The 18,531-nt window shown below is 63.6% G+C and carries 10 protein-coding genes; 9 read left to right on the top strand and 1 reads right to left on the bottom strand.

Features of this window, described 5'->3' with window-relative positions; genetic code table 11:
• The first annotated feature begins 132 nt into the window (after positions 1-132).
• Positions 133-1,950, top strand: coding sequence for a GGDEF domain-containing protein (locus IB262_RS18280; protein ID WP_192493731.1), 1,818 nt, complete (start codon positions 133-135; stop codon positions 1,948-1,950).
• On the opposite strand, the gene IB262_RS18275 is transcribed toward IB262_RS18280, so the two are convergent.
• A complete protein-coding gene (locus tag IB262_RS18275) occupies positions 1,922-2,833 on the bottom strand; it encodes a LysR family transcriptional regulator (RefSeq protein ID WP_192493730.1) in 912 nt (303 codons plus the stop codon). The genes IB262_RS18280 and IB262_RS18275 overlap by 29 nt on opposite strands.
• A 129-nt stretch (positions 2,834-2,962) precedes the next feature.
• Here IB262_RS18275 and IB262_RS18270 point away from each other — a divergent pair, with 129 nt between their 5' ends.
• The 8 genes from IB262_RS18270 (at position 2,963) to glgC (ending at position 18,529) form a co-directional block, all read left to right on the top strand.
• The gene (locus IB262_RS18270) at positions 2,963-3,997 is read left to right on the top strand and encodes an aldo/keto reductase (protein WP_192493729.1); all 1,035 of its coding nucleotides are present in this window, start codon (positions 2,963-2,965) and stop codon (positions 3,995-3,997) included.
• A gap of 162 nt (positions 3,998-4,159) precedes the next feature.
• Positions 4,160-7,486, top strand: coding sequence for a transglutaminase family protein (locus IB262_RS18265; RefSeq protein WP_192493728.1), 3,327 nt, complete (start codon positions 4,160-4,162; stop codon positions 7,484-7,486).
• Positions 7,487-9,895 (top strand): circularly permuted type 2 ATP-grasp protein, encoded by a 2,409-nt coding sequence (locus IB262_RS18260; RefSeq protein ID WP_060517588.1) that lies wholly within the window; start codon positions 7,487-7,489, stop codon positions 9,893-9,895.
• Positions 9,896-9,897: 2 nt separating this feature from the next.
• Positions 9,898-10,776 (top strand): transglutaminase family protein, encoded by an 879-nt coding sequence (locus IB262_RS18255; protein ID WP_112976388.1) that lies wholly within the window; start codon positions 9,898-9,900, stop codon positions 10,774-10,776.
• 136 nt (positions 10,777-10,912) lie between these two features.
• Positions 10,913-12,277 (top strand): pilus assembly protein TadG-related protein, encoded by a 1,365-nt coding sequence (locus IB262_RS18250; protein ID WP_348272370.1) that lies wholly within the window; start codon positions 10,913-10,915, stop codon positions 12,275-12,277.
• A gap of 204 nt (positions 12,278-12,481) precedes the next feature.
• The gene (locus IB262_RS18245; RefSeq protein WP_089044955.1) at positions 12,482-14,947 is read left to right on the top strand and encodes a glycogen/starch/alpha-glucan phosphorylase; all 2,466 of its coding nucleotides are present in this window, start codon (positions 12,482-12,484) and stop codon (positions 14,945-14,947) included.
• Positions 14,944-17,154, top strand: a complete 2,211-nt coding sequence (gene glgB, locus IB262_RS18240) for a 1,4-alpha-glucan branching protein GlgB (RefSeq protein ID WP_112976387.1) — start codon at positions 14,944-14,946, stop codon at positions 17,152-17,154. Before IB262_RS18245 ends, glgB begins: the two co-directional genes overlap by 4 nt.
• 112 nt (positions 17,155-17,266) lie before the next feature.
• Complete coding sequence (gene glgC / locus IB262_RS18235; protein ID WP_034786853.1) at positions 17,267-18,529, top strand: glucose-1-phosphate adenylyltransferase; 1,263 nt, start codon at positions 17,267-17,269, stop codon at positions 18,527-18,529.
• Positions 18,530-18,531 lie beyond the last annotated feature (2 nt).

Here is an 18,531-nt window from a genome sequence, read left to right as displayed (position 1 = left end):
TTATTTAACATCTTATACGATAGCAGGGGCGGCAAGCACACTGATTTCGGATGGGTTTCTTGTCGGGTGGCAAGAATTTGTCGCGATTGTCGAGCAGACGGGCGGCGACATGAGTGGAGCAACTTCGCGCATATGAGCAATAAGGGCAGCACCTATGCGTCCCCTCAGATGGGCGTGGGGGAAGCGCGTACGGCCAGGGCCCTGCGACGCAAGCTCCAATGGCTGGTGGCGATCGTCGTTGCCTGCACGGGCATTCTTGCGACCGAAATCATCGCCGCATCCTATAGCGACTTTGTCGTCGCGCGCCGCAACCTGACGGAAGTCATGGCCTTTTGCCGCGTCCTCGACGCCGCAAACTACCTCTCGGCCGAACGTGGCCCGTCCAACGGTGTGCTCGGCCTTGGCGTAGCGCCCGGCTCGACTGTCCAGGCGCGGCTGGCGGAGTTTCGTGCCCGCAGCGACGCGGCATTGGCTCAGATCACCGCCGACATCGACAATGCCAGCCGCTCCGAACCGGCCGGCGCGCTTTCGCCCATCCTGGTCGAGGTCCATCGTCGGCTGATGCTTGCGCGTGCGGAAGTCGATCGCATTGCGGCCCTTCCGCCGGAACGGCGGAACCTTGCCGAAATCGAAGCGACGATCGAGGCCATGTTCGGCGTGATCGATGCGCTTCGCCCCGCGATCGACTGGAACATTCAGCGCCTGACCAACACCGACCCGAACCTTGCGGGCATTGCCCTTGCAGCCCAGATGCTTGCCAATCTGCGTGAGGACGGAGGGCGCCTCGGGTCGCACGTCATGGCGCCCGTTGCCGTCGGCAAGCCGCTCGCGATCAAGAATCTCGCCGACAGCGAGCGCACGCGCGGCAGGCTGCAGGAGGTCTGGGCGATCGTCGGCAAGCCGGGCGCGCTTCCAGGCCTGGATCCGTCGAAGATCGGCGATCTCGCCAAGATCGACCGCGAGTTCTTTGCCGAAGGTTTTGCAATCATCGACAACATCGTCGCCGTCGGTAAACGCTCGGGCGACTACCCGATGACCGCCGAACAGCTCACCGACCTTTTCGTCCCGAAGATGAAACCGCTCGAAGATCTGCGTCGCGCCTTCATGGATTCGACCGTCGAGCGCCTGTCCGCCAACAAGACCCGCGCGTCGATCAAGCTCGCCGTGGCGAGCCTTGCGACCTTCTCGCTCTTCCTGATGTTGCTGATCTTGATGCGGCGCGCCCGATCGCTGGTGTTCGAACCGCTGCTTCTTGCGCGCCACAGCATCATCGAGCTTGCCAATGATCGCCCGATCGCGCGCCTTCAGGGCAAGGGTGGAGAAGGCGAAATGGGGCGCCTGTTCGATGCGATCGATATTCTGCGCCAGCGCCTCGACGAGCGCACGCTGCTGATGCAGCATCTCGAACGCCAGGCGGAAACCGACGAACTGACCGGCCTGCTCAACCGCCGCGCGCTGGAGCTGATCGGCGGCGCGGAAGACATGGACGGCAAGGATCAGGACGCCTGTCTGATCCTGATGGACATCGACCATTTCAAGCAGATCAACGATACCCACGGCCATCTGATCGGCGACATCGTGCTTCAGGAAACCGCCCGCATCATCCGCAATTCCGTGCGCAATTCCGATCTCGTCGCCCGCTTCGGCGGTGAGGAGTTTGCCGTGATCACGCCCGGCGACAGCATCGAGTCCGCCCTTGCCCTTGCCGAAAGGATCAGGGTCAACCTCGCGCACGAACCGATCGTCCTTGCCGACGGACGGAAGCTGAACGTCACCGCCAGCTTCGGCGTGGCCGAAGGCCGCAGCGCGAACGGTGGCTGGAAGCACCTGATCGAACTTGCCGATAACGAGCTCTATCGCGCCAAGTCCGAGGGCCGCAATCGCGTCTGCGGCCAGCCGGCCGAAGCGACGCACCAGCCGTTCAAGGCGATGAAATCCGCGCGCGCTTAGCCAGGAAATCAAGTACCACCCGCACGCGCGCCGGCAGGGCTCCACCCTGCCCGTGGAACACCGCATGGAATGCCTCGATGTCGCCCGGGTTCAAGTGCTCGGCGACCGCCGTCAGCCGGCCGCAACGGATATCCTCCTTGACCGTAAACGTGGGCAGTCGCGCCAGGCCGACACCGGCGAGCGTAAGCTGGCGCAAACCCTCGCCGTCGCTCACGCGGACCTGCTCCGTCGGCGCCAGCGTGAAAGGCTCCCCGTTCGACAGGAGCGGCCAGCCATCGATCGAACGCGCATAGCTATGGCTCAGCCTGTTCATCGCTTCGAGGTCGCCGACACTCTCGGGTATACCGAACCGTTGAAGGTAGGACGGCGCGCCCACGATCGTCATCGACGTGCTGCCGAGCTTGCGGGCGATCAGGCTCGAAGACTTCAGAGGACCGGCGCGCACGGCGATGTCGGCCCGCTCCGCCATCAGATCGACCACGGCGTCGGTCTGCAGGATATCGAGCGAGACCGATGGAAAGACCGAGAGAAACTCCGGCAGCACCGGCATCAGCACATGCACCGCATAGGAAGCGCTGACGTTTAGCCGCACGCGGCCCTCGGGCGTTTCGCCTGAACCCGCCTCGCGCTCCGCCTCGTCGATATCGGCAAGGATGCGCACCGCCCGCTCATAGAAGGCACAGCCTTCCGCCGTCAGCTGCAGCCGCCGCGTCGAGCGGTTGATGAGCCGGACGCCGAGCCTTTCCTCCAACCTCTGCACGAGCTTGCTGACGGCCGAGGGTGTCATGCAGCAGACCTTTGCAGCGGCCGAGAAGCCGCCGAGCTCCACCGCCTTGGCGAAAACCGCCATCTCCCCCGAACGGTTGATAGACAAGCGCGACATGTGACTTCAACTCACAAATGATGTTCTTTCATCCGGTCTACATCGCAAATGGCCGCGATACCACCTTCTCCTGGTGGGCGAGCGTACTTCCGCTCTCGCAAAGACAAAACCAACGAGGAGTTTGACGACATGGAATACAGACAGCTTGGATCATCGGGACTGAAAGTGCCTGCCTTGAGCTTCGGCGCCGGCACCTTCGGCGGCAAGGGGCCGCTCTTCAGCGCGTGGGGCAACAGCGACGCCGCGGAAGCCCGGCGGCTGATCGACATCTCGCTCGAAGCCGGCGTCAATCTCTTCGATACCGCAGACGTTTACTCCGACGGTGCGTCCGAGAGCGTGCTCGGCGCGGCCATCAAGGGCCGGCGTGATGCCGTGCTTCTCTCCACCAAGATGGCATTGCCGATGGGCGACGGACCGAACGACGCCGGCACGTCGCGCACGCGTCTCGTCAAGGGCGTCGACGATGCCTTGAAGCGGCTCGGCACCGACTACATCGACCTTTTGCAACTGCACGCCTTCGACGCGGGGACGCCGGTCGAGGAGGTGCTTTCGACACTCGACAGTCTGGTTGCCGCCGGCAAGCTGCGCTACGTCGGTGCCTCGAACTTTGCCGGCTGGCAATTGATGAAATCGCTGGCTGTCTCGGAGAAGTACGGCCTCGTGCGCCACGTCGCCCACCAGGTCTACTATTCGCTGGTTGGACGCGACTACGAATGGGAACTGATGCCGCTTGGCGCCGACCAAGGCGTCGGCGCTCTGGTCTGGAGCCCGCTCGGCTGGGGGCGTCTCACCGGCAAGATTCGCCGCGGCAAGCCGTGGCCCGAAGGCAGCCGCCTGCACGACACTGCGGCCTTCGGCCCACCGGTCGATGATGAGAAGCTCTACGATGTCGTCGACGTGCTCGACCAGCTCGCGGAGGAAACCGGCAAGACGATCCCGCAGATCGCCATCAACTGGCTGCTGCAGCGCCCGACGGTCTCGAGCGTCATCATCGGCGCCCGCAACGAGGAGCAGCTTCGCCAGAACCTCGGCGCCGTCGGCTGGTCGTTGTCAGCGGACCAGATCGCCCGACTCGACGCGGCGAGCCGAACGACGCCGGCCTACCCCTACTTCCCCTACTACCGCCAGGAGGGTTTTGGCCGCATCAATCCGCCGATCGTCTGACCGAGGATGGCCAATGTTTCGCACGCCCGTCCGGGCGTGCGAATGCGTTGCGCCGCCCTGATTTTCTGCGGGCGCTTTCGCGCTTGCATTCTCGATTTGCATTGCACAAACTTCGTGGCGATGGGGGGCGTCAGACCCGCCACGAAGGGGATCAAATCCGGCATGTCGATCAAGGCCAGTATCTATCACCTGACCCACTATATCTATGACCGTCCCGTAAGCCTCTCGCCGCAGATCATCCGGCTGAAGCCCGCTGCCCATTCCAAGACCAAGGTCATCAGCCACTCGCTGAAGGTTTCGCCCGGCAACCATTTCGTCAACCTGCAGCAGGACCCCTACGGCAACTACCTCGCCCGTTTCGTCTTTCCCGATCCGGTGAGCGAGCTGAAGATCGAAGTCGATCTCGTCGCCGACATGACCGTCTACAACCCCTTTGACTTCTTCGTCGAGGAAGAGGCCGAGCATTGGCCCTTCCCCTACCCCGAGGATCTCAGCGACGATCTCCGGATCTATATGACGCCGGAGCCGCTCGGCCCGGCGCTCGCCGCCTTCATGGCAACGGTCGACCGTTCCAGCCAGCGCACCATAGACATGGTCGTCGGGCTCAACGCACGCCTGCAGAAGGAAGTCGGCTATGTGATCCGCATGGAGCCGGGCGTGCAGGACCCGGAGCAGACGCTGACATCGGCAAGAGGATCCTGCCGCGATTCCAGCTGGCTGCTCGTACAGATCCTGCGCAATCTCGGCTTCGCCGCCCGCTTCGTCTCCGGCTATCTCATTCAGCTGACGCCGGATCTGAAAGCCCTCGACGGCCCCTCCGGCACCGACCACGACTTCACCGACCTGCATGCCTGGGCCGAAGTCTACCTGCCCGGCGCCGGCTGGGTCGGGCTCGACCCGACCTCGGGCCTGCTGACCGGCGAGAGCCACATTCCGCTTGCCGCAACGCCCCATTACCGCAACGCCGCGCCGATCTCCGGAGAATTTTTCGGCGATCCCGAGACCCGCACCGACTTCGCTTTCGACATGAAGGTGAGGCGCGTCGCCGAGCACCCGCGCATCACCAAACCCTTCTCCGACGAAAGCTGGGATGCGCTGAATGCACTCGGCGGGAAGGTTGACCGGGAGCTTGAGGAAAACGACATTCGCCTGACGATGGGCGGCGAGCCGACCTTCGTTTCGATCGACGACTTCGAGTCCGAGGAATGGAACACGGAGGCCGTCGGACCAACCAAGCGCGAGAAGGCCGACACACTGATCCGCCGGCTGCGCGAACGCTTCGCCCCCGGTGGCTTCCTGCATTATGGCCAGGGCAAATGGTATCCGGGCGAAACCCTGCCGCGCTGGACCTTCTCCCTCTACTGGCGCAAGGACGGCGTGCCGATCTGGCGCCGGCCGGACCTGATCGCCGAGGAGAGCGGCCGCCACGACGTGACGGTAGCGGATGCCGAACGCCTGCTGCATCTGGTTGCAGGCGAATTGAGCGTGCCGACCGAAATGGTCGTGCCGGCCTTCGAAGACCCGGCCGACTGGCTGCTGAAGGAGGCAAACCTCCCCGACAACGTCGATCCTGCCAACTCCAAGCTGAAGGATCCCGAGGAGCGCAGCCGCATGGCCCGCGTGTTCGAGCGCGGCCTGACGGCGCCGACCGGCTATGTTCTGCCGGTGCAAGCCTGGAACACGCGCGCCACCGGCGTGAAGTGGATGAGCGAGAAATGGCAGACGCGCCGTGGCCGCATCTTCCTCGTTCCCGGCGACAGCGCCGTCGGCTATCGCCTTCCGCTCGGCGCCCTACCCTATGTCGCGCCCTCCGCTTACCCCTATATCCATCCGGTCGATCCGACGGTCCCGCGCGACGATTTGCCGGACTTCAGCGAAAGCAGCGCCCGCACGCAGCATGCACGCTTCCAGGCCTCGGAAGTTCCGGAAACGCCGCTCCCGGCGCCGCGCGACGAGATCGCCGGATTGGTGCGCACCGCCATCAGCGTCGAACCGCGCGACGGCCGGCTCTGCGTCTTCATGCCGCCGACGACCAGCGTTGAGGAGTATCTCGATCTGATCGCGTCTGCGGAGCGCGCTGCCGCTGCGATCGGCCTGCCCGTGCACATCGAGGGCTATGCACCACCGCAGGACGAGCGCATCAACGTCATCCGCGTCGCGCCCGATCCCGGCGTCATCGAGGTCAACATCCATCCGGCCGCCCATTGGCAGGACTGCGTCGACATCACCACGGCGATCTACGAGGAGGCGCGCCAGGGCCGGCTCGGTGCCGACAAGTTCATGATCGACGGCCGTCACACCGGCACCGGCGGCGGCAATCACGTGGTCGTCGGCGGCGCCAACCCGAATGACAGCCCGTTCCTGCGCCGCCCGGATCTGCTAAAAAGCATGGTGCTGCACTGGCAGCGGCATCCCTCGCTCTCGTACCTGTTCTCCGGCCTCTTCATCGGCCCGACCTCGCAGGCGCCGCGTATCGACGAAGCCCGGCACGACCAGCTCTATGAACTCGAAATCGCCCTGGCGCAGGTGCCGATGCCGGGCTCTGCAACGCCGCCGCCCCTGCCCTGGCTCGTCGACCGGCTGTTCCGCAACCTGCTCGTCGATGTCACCGGCAACACCCATCGGGCGGAGATCTGCATCGACAAGCTGTTTTCGCCTGACGGGCCCACCGGCCGCCTCGGCCTCGTCGAGTTCCGCGGTTTCGAGATGCCGCCGAACGCCCGTATGTCGCTCGCCCAGCAATTGCTGGTGCGCGCCCTCATCGCCCGCTTCTGGAAACACCCGGTCGACGGTCGCTTCGTGCGCTGGGGCACAGCTTTGCACGATCGTTTCATGCTGCCGCACCACGTCTGGCAGGACTTTCTCGACGTGCTCGCCGATCTCCGGGCGCATGGCTTCGATCTGAAACCGGAATGGTTCGAGGCCCAGCTCGAGTTCCGCTTCCCCTTCTGCGGCGAGGTCGAATACGAGGGTGCAAAGCTCGAAATCCGCCAGGCGCTCGAACCCTGGCACGTGATGGGCGAACAGGGCGCGATCGGCGGCACCGTGCGCTATGTCGACAGCTCGATCGAACGGCTGCAGGTCAAGCTCGATACCGCCAATCCCGAGCGATATACGGTCGCCTGCAACGGTCGGCCCGTGCCGCTCACACGCACTGGTTCGAATGGCACGGCGGTGGCCGGCGTCCGCTACAAGGCGTGGCAGCCGGCCTCTGGGCTACACCCGGTGCTACCGGTCAACACTCCCCTCACATTCGATATCTATGATACATGGTCGAATCGGGCGATCGGCGGTTGCATCTACCATGTCGCCCACCCGGGTGGGCGCCACTACGACACGTTTCCGGTCAACGGCAACGAGGCGGAGGCGCGGCGCCTGGCGCGGTTCGAGCCTTGGGGTCATACGCCGGGAGGCTATCCGCTGCGCCCCGAAAGCCCGTCGACGGAATTCCCGATGACGCTTGATCTCAGGCGTCCACCAGGAGCGTAAATGCCGAAGAAGCAGACAGCGGCCGCAAACCATCCGGGCACCGACGACGATCCGGTCTTCGGCTACCGTGCCCTACCGGGCATTGCCGACGAAATGCTCGACCAGGAGGGCAATGTCCGCCCGGTCTGGCAGCGGCTGCTCGCGACGCTTGGGCGGCTCGACGAGACCGAACTTGCCAACCGCTTCGCGCGCGCCGACCGCTATCTGCGCGACGCCGGCGTGTTCTATCGCGTCTACGGCGCCAAGGAGAGTTCCGAGCGAAGCTGGCCGCTGTCGCACATTCCGGTTCTGATCGACGAAAAGGAATGGGCGCACGTCTCGCAAGGCCTCGTGCAGCGCGCCGAACTTCTGGAAAAGGTGGTCGCCGACATCTATGGCGAGAACCGGCTGGTGCGCGAAGGGCTGCTGCCGCCGGCGCTGGTCGCCTCCAATCCGGAGTTCCTGCGCCCTCTCGTCGGCGTGAAACCGGCCGACGGCCACTTCCTGCATTTCGTCTCCTTCGAGATTGGCCGTGGACCCGACGGTAACTGGTGGGTCCTGTCCGATCGCACCGAGGCACCTTCGGGCGCCGGCTTCGCCCTGGAGAACCGGGTCGCGACCACGCGTGCCTTCTCCAATCTTTATGCCGAAAGCCACGTCCACCGGCTGGCCGGCTTCTTTGGCGAGTTCCGCGACACGCTGCAGAGCCGCCGGCTGCACCCGGACGACCGCATCGCCGTTCTTTCGCCGGGGATCGCCAACGAGACCTATTTCGAACATGCCTATATCGCCCGCTATCTGGGCTTCATGCTTCTTGAAGGCGAGGATCTGACCGTGATCGGCGGCCGGGTGATGGTGCGCACCGTCGCCGGCCTCAAGCCCATCGGCGTGCTCTGGCGTCGTCTCGACGCGGCCTTTGCCGATCCGCTCGAGCTCAATCAGTCCTCGCATATCGGCACACCGGGCATTGTCGAGGCGCTCAGGGCCGGCTCGGTCTCAATCGTGAACGCGCTCGGCACCGGCATCGTCGAAACCCGCGCCTTCCTCGCTTTCATGCCGGCGATCTGCCGCCATCTGCTGGGCGAGGAACAGAAGCTGCCCTCGATCGCCACCTGGTGGTGCGGCCAAGGCGCCGAACGCGAACAGGTCGCCGCCAACCTCGACCGCATGGTCATCGGCCCCGCCTACCAGACCCGCCCTTTCTTCGACGACAATGGCCAGTCGGTACTCGGCCGTACGCTTGATGAGAAGGCTCGAGCCTCGATCGCAGATTGGCTTAGCGCCGAGGGCGGCAAGCTCGTGGGCCAGGAGGTGGTCACGCTCTCGACCACCCCTGCCTGGGTGCGCGGGCGGCTGACGCCGCGGCCGATGAGCCTGCGGGTGTTTGCGGCACGCACCCGCGACGGCTGGCAGATTATGCCAGGCGGCTTTGCCCGCATCGGCTCCGGCGACGATGTCGCCGCGATCGCGATGCAGGCGGGCGGCACCGCCGCCGATGTCTGGATCGTCAGCGACCGACCGGTCGAGCGCACGACGCTGCTTCCGGCCGAGGAAAGTTTCACCCGCAACATGCCGGGAAGCCTGCCGAGCCGGGCGGCCGACAATCTCTTCTGGCTCGGCCGCTATATCGAGCGTGCGGAAGGGGCGCTACGCATCCTGCGCGCCTGGCACGGCCGCTTCGCCGAAACCGCCGATCCGGACCTGCCGCTCCTTAAGGATGTCGGCGACTATCTCGCAGCCCTCGACATCGATGCGCGCCAGCCTGTGCCCGACAGCTTGCTCGCCAATATCGCAAGCGCCCTCTTCAGCGCCGGCAACATCCGCGACCGGTTCTCGCCGGACGGCTGGCTGGCACTGAACGACCTGTCGCAGACGGCGCGCAAGTTCCACGCGACGGTGCAGGCCGGCGACGACGCGACCCGCGCGATCACCGTGCTCCTGCGCAAGCTCGCCGGCTTTGCCGGTCTCGTGCATGAAAACATGTACCGCTTCACCGGCTGGCGCTTCCTTTCGATCGGCCGCTATATCGAGCGCGGCCTGCACATGACCCGGCTGCTCGGCCACATGTCGGGGCCGGATGCGCCCGATGGCGCCTATGACATGCTGCTCGAAATCGGCGACAGCGTCATGACCCATCGCCGGCGCTACAATGTCAGCACCGCCGCCTTGACGGTCACCGACCTCCTGGCGCTCGATCCGCTCAATCCGCGCTCGGTGCTTTACCAGTTGAATGAGATCAAGACCGAGGTCGAGCTGTTGCCGAACGCCTTCGTCAACGGCCAGATGTCCTCCTTCTACCGCGAGGCGATGCGGCTGCATTCGGGCCTGGCGGTGATGACACCGGAAGCCATGAACCTCGGCGTCTACAATCGGTTGGAGCGGGATCTCGAAAGCCTGTCCGATCTGCTCGCGCGCACCTATCTCGGCTAGCCATGCTTTACGACATCAGCCTGAAGATCATCTATGACTACGAAGTGCCGGTGTCCGGCGGCCGCCACCTCGTGCGCGTGCTGCCGGCGACGCTGCCCGGTCGCCAACGTCTCGTCGTCGGCTCGCTCAGCTGCCATCCCATGCCGGCCGAACGTACCGAGAGCATCGACTTCTTCGCCAACCCGTTTACGTCGATTCTCTTTCGCAACTCGCATGCAGACCTGACGATCCGCATGCAGGCGCGCGTGCAGGTGGAAGCACAGGCCCTGACCGCGGACTTCTCCCCTGACCTCACCGGCCTGCCGGCCGAGCTTGCGGCCTGCTGGTCCGTCGATGCCGACGCGCCGCATCACTTCGCCGGCCCGAGCCCACTCTTGCCCGAGGTCGCCGACATTGCCGCCTACGCGCGTGACACCATTACCGACACGATGACCGTGCGCCAGATCGCCGTTGCACTGTGTGACCGCATCCATCGCGACTTCGCCTATGACGGCGAGGCGACGACCGTGAACACGACGCCGGCAGAAGCGTTCAAGCTCAAGCGCGGCGTCTGCCAGGATTTCGCCCATGTCATGATCGTGGCGCTCAGAAGCCTCGGCATCCCTGCCGGCTATGTTAGCGGTTTCCTAAGGACGATCCCTCCGCCCGGCAAGGAGCGCCTGGAGGGGGCCGATGCCATGCACGCCTGGGTGCGCGTCTGGTGCGGCACAACCGGTGGGTGGCTCGAACTCGATCCGACCAACAATATTCCGGCTGGAACCGACCATATCGTCGTCGGCCATGGCCGCGACTACGGCGATGTCGCGCCCGTCATCGGGGTCCTGAAAAGCTACGGCAGCCAAACGACGAAACAGGCGGTCGACGTCATTCCGGTAGCGTGACCCGATTTGGCACAGGCCGATTCCCGCTTCGGAACAGACAGGGTGCCGCAGAACCCCTTACAACAACCGGTTTTCCGTCAATCCATTAAAATTGCAAGGATTGCCGGAACGATATCGTAAGCCATCGCCGCTATTGATGCCCCCAAGCTTGCAACGTGTTCCTTTGGGGTGTGCAAAGATGGGAAGACGATACACGGTAGGCCGGTCCTTCGTAGCTATGCTCAAGGACCGGGGTGGCAATTTTGGCATCATGGCAGCACTCGCGGCGCCATTGGTGTTGGCAGCCGGCGGCGTCGCCGTCGATCTGGCCACCATGATGACGACGAAAAACCAGATGCAGGATGCAGCCGACGCGGCAGCACTTGCGGCTGCGTCCGCACTCGTTGCAAACAAGGATACCCTGGCGACCGAGAAGGCCAAGGAAATCGCCTTGAACTTCCTGAAGGCGCAGTCGGGCGCAAGCTCGACCGATCTGCCCGGTGGAGCCGGCGGCAGCGACCCGGGCACCAGCAGCGCTTCCGCGGGCGGCGTGACCGACCCGACGGAGACCCAGGTTCAGCCGACGGTCGACATCGTCATGACGACTGTCGGCAAGAGCGACAAGGCCTTCAAGGTCACGATCGTCAACAAGCAGACAATTCAGCTCAACCCCATGACGCGGTTGCTCGGACAGAAGTCCGTCAATCTGGAAACGGTAGCCGTTGCCGAGAGCGCGACGGAAACCAAGAACGCCATGTCGATGTATCTCGTGCTCGACCGCTCGGGCTCGATGGCCTTCGTGACGAATGTGAAGGACGAGAAGCGCACCAAGTGCAAGAACTGGACGGCGGAGAACTGGGGCAAGAGCATCTCTGAGACCAGCCCTTGCATGATCGACAAGATCACGACCTTGAAATCCGCGGTTGAGACGCTGCTGAAGCCACTCACCGAGATGGACCCCGACAACAAGTATGTCCGTGTCGGCGCTGTTTCGTATAGCAGCTCCATCTTCCCGGAAGAGAAACTGGCCTGGGGCACGACGAAGGCCAGTACCTACGTCAAGAACCTGGAGGCGAACGGCGGCACGGATTCGAGCGGCGCCTTCGCCAAGGCCGTCACGGATCTGAAGCTCAAGGGCGAAAACGACGCGCACACGGCATCCAACGGCCTGACGCCGAAAAAGTACATCGTCTTCATGACCGATGGGGCGAACACACATTTCGAAGGAAAGGCGTTGACCATCCCGGCGGCGCCAAAGCCGGAACCGGAACTCGACAAATACAAAGCCCAGGATTCCAAATCCGACACGGCAACGCTCAAGGCGTGCCAGGATGCCAAGGACGCCGGCATTCGCGTCTTCACCATCGCCTTCATGGCGCCGATCCAGGGAAAATCGGTGCTCAGCCGATGCGCCAGCAGCACAGCCGACTACAAGTCGCCGGAAGATGCCGCAGCTCTGGTCAAGGTTTTCGGTGAAATCGGCGCCACCACCTCGGGCAAGATGGCACGCCTGACAAGGTAAGACAGACCACATCGCTGACGATGCCGCCCGGCCCCGCCGGGCGGCATTTTGCGTTTCGGCGGGATACGTTCTCCACCGTCTGAGACAAGTCTAATCCATTTAAAAACATCTGTTGCAAGCGCTTCGGATCGATGCATAAATTGGCTTTATCCCCGGTCGGGTCCGGCCTGCGATCTCCCAACGCAAAAGGGTAAAGACAGTTTCATGATGAACAGGCTCTCCACCAACGACGTGCCGCAGCCCGCCCCAAGGTCGTCTGAACCTAGCCAGCTCGCCGTCGAAATCCTCGAACGTCTGAAGTACCGCATCGGCAAGGACCCGAAGGTCGCCAAGCCCCATGACTGGCTGACGGCGGCGATCCTGGTTGCGCGTGACCGCATCACCGACAAGTGGATGGACTCCACCCGCAAGACCTACGCAACCGGCGCCAAGCGCGTTTATTATCTCTCGCTCGAATTCCTCATCGGCCGGCTGATGCGCGATGCGATGACCAATATCGGCCTGATGGACGAGATGCGCGATGCGCTCGCCTCCCTCGGCGTCGATATCGATGTCGTCGCCCAGCTCGAGCCGGATGCGGCCCTCGGCAATGGCGGTCTCGGACGGCTGGCTGCCTGTTTCATGGAATCGATGGCGACCGTCGACGTACCCGCCTATGGCTACGGCATCCGCTACATGCATGGCCTCTTCCGCCAGCAGATGGCCGATGGCTGGCAGGTGGAACTACCCGAAACCTGGCTTGCCCACGGCAACCCCTGGGAATTCGAACGCCGCGAAAGCTCCTACGAAATCGGCTTCGGCGGCGTCGTCGAAACCGCCAATGTCGACGAGGAAATCCAGCGTTTCGTGTGGAAACCGGCCGAGCGCGTCATCGCCACCGCCTTCGACACGCCCGCCGTCGGCTGGCGGGCAAAACGCGTCAACACGCTGCGCCTGTGGACCGCGCAGCCGATTGACCCGATCCTGCTGGCCGCCTTCAACGCCGGCGACCACATCGGCGCCCTTCGCGAAAGCAACAAGGCGGAAAGCCTGACGCGTGTTCTCTATCCGGCCGACGCGACGCCAGCGGGCCAGGAGCTGCGCCTACGCCAGGAATACTTCTTCTCCTCGGCCTCGCTGCAGGACATCCTGCGCCGTCACCTGCAGCAATACCCGGATTTCAACTCGCTGCCGGACGCCGTCGCCATCCAGCTCAACGACACCCATCCAGCCATTTCCATTGCCGAACTGGTGCGGCTCTTGACCGACCTGCACGGCCTCGATTTCGAGCAGGCCTGGGACATCACCCGCCGCACGATCTCCTACACTAACCACACGCTGCTGCCCGAAGCGCTCGAAAGCTGGCCGGTACCGCTGATCGAGCGCCTGCTGCCGCGCCACATGCAGATCGTCTATGCGATCAACGCCAAGATCCTGATCGAGGCCCGCCGCCAGAAGGGCGCCACGGACGACGAAATCCGCAACATCTCGCTGATCGACGAAAGCGGCGAACGACGCGTGCGCATGGGCAATCTCGCCTTTGTCGGCTCGCACTCGATCAACGGCGTTTCGGCACTGCACACCGAGCTGATGAAGGAAACGGTGTTTGCCGACCTGCACAAGCTCTACCCGGACCGCATCAACAACAAGACCAACGGCATTACGCCGCGCCGCTGGCTGATGCAGTGCAATCCCGGTCTCTTCGGACTGATCCGCGACGCGATCGGCGACGAGTTCATGGACAATACCGAGGCGCTGCAGGCGCTCGACGTCTTCGCCGACAAGGCGGACTTCCAGGAACATTTCGCCGCGGTCAAACGCGCCAACAAGGTGCGCCTCGCGCAGCTCGTGCAGAGCCGCCTCGGCATCCGGCTCGATCCGTCGGCGATGTTCGACATCCAGATCAAGCGCATCCACGAGTACAAGCGCCAGCTCCTCAACATCATCGAGGCCGTGGCGCTCTACGACCAGATCCGCTCCCATCCGGAGCTCGACTGGGTGCCGCGCGTCAAGCTCTTTGCCGGCAAGGCGGCGCCGAGCTATCACAATGCCAAGCTGATCATCAAACTGGCCAACGACGTCGCCCGTGTCGTCAACAACGACCCGGCGGTGCGCGGCCTCCTGAAGATCGTCTTCGTGCCGAACTACAACGTCTCGCTCGCCGAGATCATGGTTCCGGCTGCCGACCTTTCCGAGCAGATCTCGACGGCCGGCATGGAAGCATCGGGCACCGGCAACATGAAGTTCGCGCTGAACGGCGCCTTGACGATCGGTACGCTCGACGGCGCCAATGTCGAGATGCGCGACTGGATCGGCGAGGAAAACATCAAGATCTTCGGCATGACCGCCGAAGAGGTGACCAGGGCACGAGCCGAAGGTCACAATCCGCGCGCCATCATCGAAGGCTCGCGCGAGCTGTCGCAGGCGCTGCAGGCGATTGCGTCCGGCGTGTTCTCGCCCGATGACCGCAATCGCTTCGCAAGCCTCGTCGAAGGGCTCTACAATCACGACTGGTTCATGGTCGCTGCCGATTTTGAAGCCTACGCCAAGGCGCAGCGCGAGCTCGACCAGCTCTGGACGACGCCGTCCGACTGGCACGCGCAGGCAATCCGCAACACCGCACGGATGGGCTGGTTCTCGTCCGATCGCACCATCCGGCAATATGCCGGGGAAATCTGGAGAGCTGGATGACGCCCTCGGCCGGCAAGGACCCGGAACCCGCAGCTTCAGGTCTGCTGTCAGCCCCGGATATCGCGGCCATCCTCAAGGGCACGCATGACGACCCCTTTTCGGTTCTTGGCGTGCACCCCGTCGGCAAGACCGTCCTTGCCCGCTGCTTCGTCCCCGATGCCGAGACGGTGACGGTCGAAACGCTCTCGGGCAAGGACCTGGGGGCGATCGAACGGCGCGACGATGCCGGCTTCTTCGAAGGCTCGGTGGCGCTGAAGAAACCACAGCCCGTCCGCTACCGCGCCCGCAATCAGGGCGGCGAATGGGTGGTTGTCGATCCCTACAGCTTCGGTCCGGTTCTCGGACCGATGGACGATTATTACATTCGCGAAGGCTCGCATCTCAGGCTCTTCGACAAGATGGGGGCGCACCCGATCGAGCATGACGGTGCCAGCGGCTACCATTTCGCCGTCTGGGCACCGAATGCGAAGCGTGTTTCGGTCGTCGGCCAGTTCAACGACTGGGACGGCCGTCGCCACGTCATGCGGCTGCGCACCGACACCGGCATCTGGGAAATCTTCATTCCCGGCGTCGATGCGGGCCTTGTCTACAAGTACGAGATCCTCGACCGCAACGGCACGCGTCTGCCGCTCAAGGCCGATCCCTTTGCCCGGCGCTCCGAACTACGCCCGAACACGGCCTCGATGACCACGCCGGAAATCGCGCAGACCTGGGACGACGAGGCACACCGCAAGCATTGGGCCTCGGCCGACGCAAGACGGCAACCGATCTCGATCTACGAAGTGCACGCCGGTTCCTGGCAGCGCCGCGACAATGGCGAGATGCTCTCCTGGGACGAGCTTGCCGACCGGCTGATCCCCTACTGCGTCGACATGGGCTTTACTCATATCGAGTTTCTGCCGATCTCGGAGTTTCCTTTCGACCCCTCCTGGGGCTACCAGACAACCGGTCTTTATGCGCCGACCGCCCGTTTCGGCGAGCCCGAAGGTTTTGCCCGCTTCGTCAACGGCTGCCACAAGGTCGGCATCGGCGTCATCCTCGACTGGGTGCCGGCGCATTTCCCGACCGACGAGCACGGCCTGCGCTGGTTCGACGGCACCGCACTCTACGAACACGAGGATCCGCGCCAAGGCTTCCACCCCGACTGGAACACGGCGATCTACAATTTCGGCCGCCAGGAAGTGCTGTCGTTCCTCGTCAACAATGCGCTCTACTGGGCGGAAAAATTCCATGTCGACGGCCTGCGCGTCGATGCGGTCGCCTCGATGCTCTACCTCGACTACTCGCGCAAGCACGGCGAGTGGGTGCCGAACGAATATGGCGGCAACGAGAACCTCGAGGCCGTCCGTTTCCTACAGACGCTGAACACGGAAATATACGGCTCTCACAAGGGTATCCTGACGATCGCCGAGGAATCGACCTCCTGGCCGAAGGTCTCCCATCCGGTGCATGCGGGGGGTCTCGGGTTCGGCTTCAAGTGGAACATGGGCTTCATGCACGACACGCTGCAATATATGTCGCGCGAGCCGGTGCACCGTAAGTTCCACCACAACGACCTGACCTTCGGCCTGCTTTATGCCTTCAACGAGAACTTCGTGCTGCCGCTGTCCCATGACGAGGTCGTGCACGGCAAGGGCTCGCTGATCGCCAAGATGGCCGGCGACGACTGGCAGAAGTTCGCCAATCTCCGGGCCTACTATGCCTTCATGTGGGGCTATCCCGGCAAGAAGCTCTTGTTCATGGGTCAGGAGTTCGCGCAATGGCGCGAATGGTCCGAGGATCGGGCGCTCGACTGGAACCTGCTCGAATACCATCTGCACGAGGGCATGCGACGGCTGGTGCGTGACTTGAACGGCACCTACCGTGCCAAGCCGGCGCTGCATGCGCGCGATTGCGAAGGCGAAGGTTTCGAATGGCTGCTGGCCGACGACCGCGACAACTCGGTCTTTGCCTGGCTGCGCAAGGCGCCCGGCGAAAAACTCGTCGCCGTCATCACCAATTTCACCCCCGTCTACCGGGAAAGCTACGCCATCCCGCTGCCGGTCAAGGGTCGCTGGAAGGAGATCCTCAACAGCGACGCGGAAATCTATGGAGGAAGCGGCAAGGGCAATGGCGGCGCGGTTTTTGCCGAGAAGAACAGCACGGGAGCGATCATGGCCAACATCACCCTGCCGCCGCTCGCGACACTGATGCTGGAACAGGAGTAATTTATCCGATCCGCCAGCCGAAGGCGGCGGAAGACTGCAAATATCGAGGGCCGCAAGGCGTCGCAGAAGGCCGCCGTGACGACCCCTTAAGGTCAATGAATGGGGAGGACAAATGGTGGAAAAGCGTACGCAACCTCTGGCACGTGATGCCATGGCCTATGTTCTCGCCGGCGGTCGCGGCAGTCGCCTGAAGGAACTGACCGACCGACGGGCGAAGCCGGCGGTCTATTTCGGCGGCAAGGCGCGTATCATCGACTTCGCGCTGTCGAACGCGCTCAACTCCGGTATCCGCCGCATCGGCGTCGCCACCCAGTACAAGGCGCATTCGCTGATCCGCCACCTGCAGCGTGGCTGGAACTTCTTCCGCCCGGAGCGAAACGAAAGCTTCGATATTCTCCCGGCCAGCCAGCGCGTTTCCGAAACGCAATGGTACGAAGGCACGGCCGACGCCGTTTACCAGAACATCGACATCATCGAGGATCATGGCGTCGAATACATGGTGATCCTTGCTGGCGACCATATTTACAAGATGGACTACGAATTGATGCTGCAGCAGCACGTCGATTCCGGCGCCGACGTCACCATCGGCTGCCTCGAGGTGCCGCGCATGGAAGCAACCGGCTTCGGCGTGATGCATGTCGACGAAAAGGACCGCATCATCGCCTTCGTCGAGAAGCCGGCCGATCCGCCGGGCATTCCCGGCAATCCGGAGATGGCGCTTGCCTCCATGGGCATCTATGTCTTCCACACGAAGTTCCTGATGGATCTTCTGCGCCGCGACGCCGCCGATCCGAAATCGAGCCGCGACTTCGGCAAGGACATCATCCCCTACATCGTCGATAACGGCAAAGCCGTCGCCCACCGTTTCGCAGAGTCCTGCGTGCGGTCGGACTTCGAGCGCGAGGCCTACTGGCGCGACGTCGGCACGATCGATGCCTATTGGCAGGCCAATATCGACCTGACCCACGTGACGCCGGAGCTCGACATCTACGACAGCACCTGGCCGATCTGGACCTTTGCCGAGATCAAGCCGCCGGCGAAATTCGTGCATGACGATGAAAACCGCCGCGGCTCGGCAACCTCGTCGCTGATCTCCGGCGACTGCATTATCTCAGGCGCCGCGCTCAACCGCAGCCTGTTGTTCACAGGTGTCCGCGTAAATTCATATTCCCGTCTGGAGAATGCCGTAGTTCTTCCCGATGTGAAGATCGGTCGCCACGCGACGCTGCGCAACGTGGTCATCGACAGCCGTGTCGTGATCCCCGAGGGCCTCGTCGTCGGTGACGATCCGGTGCTCGATGCCAAGCGTTTCCGGCGTTCGGAAAACGGCGTCTGCCTGATCACGCAAACGATGATCGACAAACTGGGAATGTAGGC

The sequence above is a fragment of the Ensifer sp. ENS02 genome (genome assembly GCF_014851885.1).
Taxonomy (GTDB): Bacteria; Pseudomonadota; Alphaproteobacteria; order Rhizobiales; family Rhizobiaceae; genus Ensifer; species Ensifer adhaerens.
The sequence above is the reverse complement of the archived record's forward strand: the minus strand, read 5'-3'. Positions and strand labels throughout refer to the sequence as shown.

Bases quoted from the DNA above. Each gene is read 5' to 3' on its own strand.
- IB262_RS18280 (WP_192493731.1), top strand. From the start codon at position 133: ATGAGCAATAAGGGCAGCACCTATGCGTCCCCTCAGATGGGCGTGGGG.
- IB262_RS18275 (WP_192493730.1), bottom strand. From the start codon at position 2,833: ATGTCGCGCTTGTCTATCAACCGTTCGGGGGAGATGGCGGTTTTCGCC.
- IB262_RS18270 (WP_192493729.1), top strand. From the start codon at position 2,963: ATGGAATACAGACAGCTTGGATCATCGGGACTGAAAGTGCCTGCCTTG.
- IB262_RS18265 (WP_192493728.1), top strand. From the start codon at position 4,160: ATGTCGATCAAGGCCAGTATCTATCACCTGACCCACTATATCTATGAC.
- IB262_RS18260 (WP_060517588.1), top strand. From the start codon at position 7,487: ATGCCGAAGAAGCAGACAGCGGCCGCAAACCATCCGGGCACCGACGAC.
- IB262_RS18255 (WP_112976388.1), top strand. From the start codon at position 9,898: ATGCTTTACGACATCAGCCTGAAGATCATCTATGACTACGAAGTGCCG.
- IB262_RS18250 (WP_348272370.1), top strand. From the start codon at position 10,913: ATGCCCCCAAGCTTGCAACGTGTTCCTTTGGGGTGTGCAAAGATGGGA.
- IB262_RS18245 (WP_089044955.1), top strand. From the start codon at position 12,482: ATGATGAACAGGCTCTCCACCAACGACGTGCCGCAGCCCGCCCCAAGG.
- glgB (WP_112976387.1), top strand. From the start codon at position 14,944: ATGACGCCCTCGGCCGGCAAGGACCCGGAACCCGCAGCTTCAGGTCTG.
- glgC (WP_034786853.1), top strand. From the start codon at position 17,267: ATGGTGGAAAAGCGTACGCAACCTCTGGCACGTGATGCCATGGCCTAT.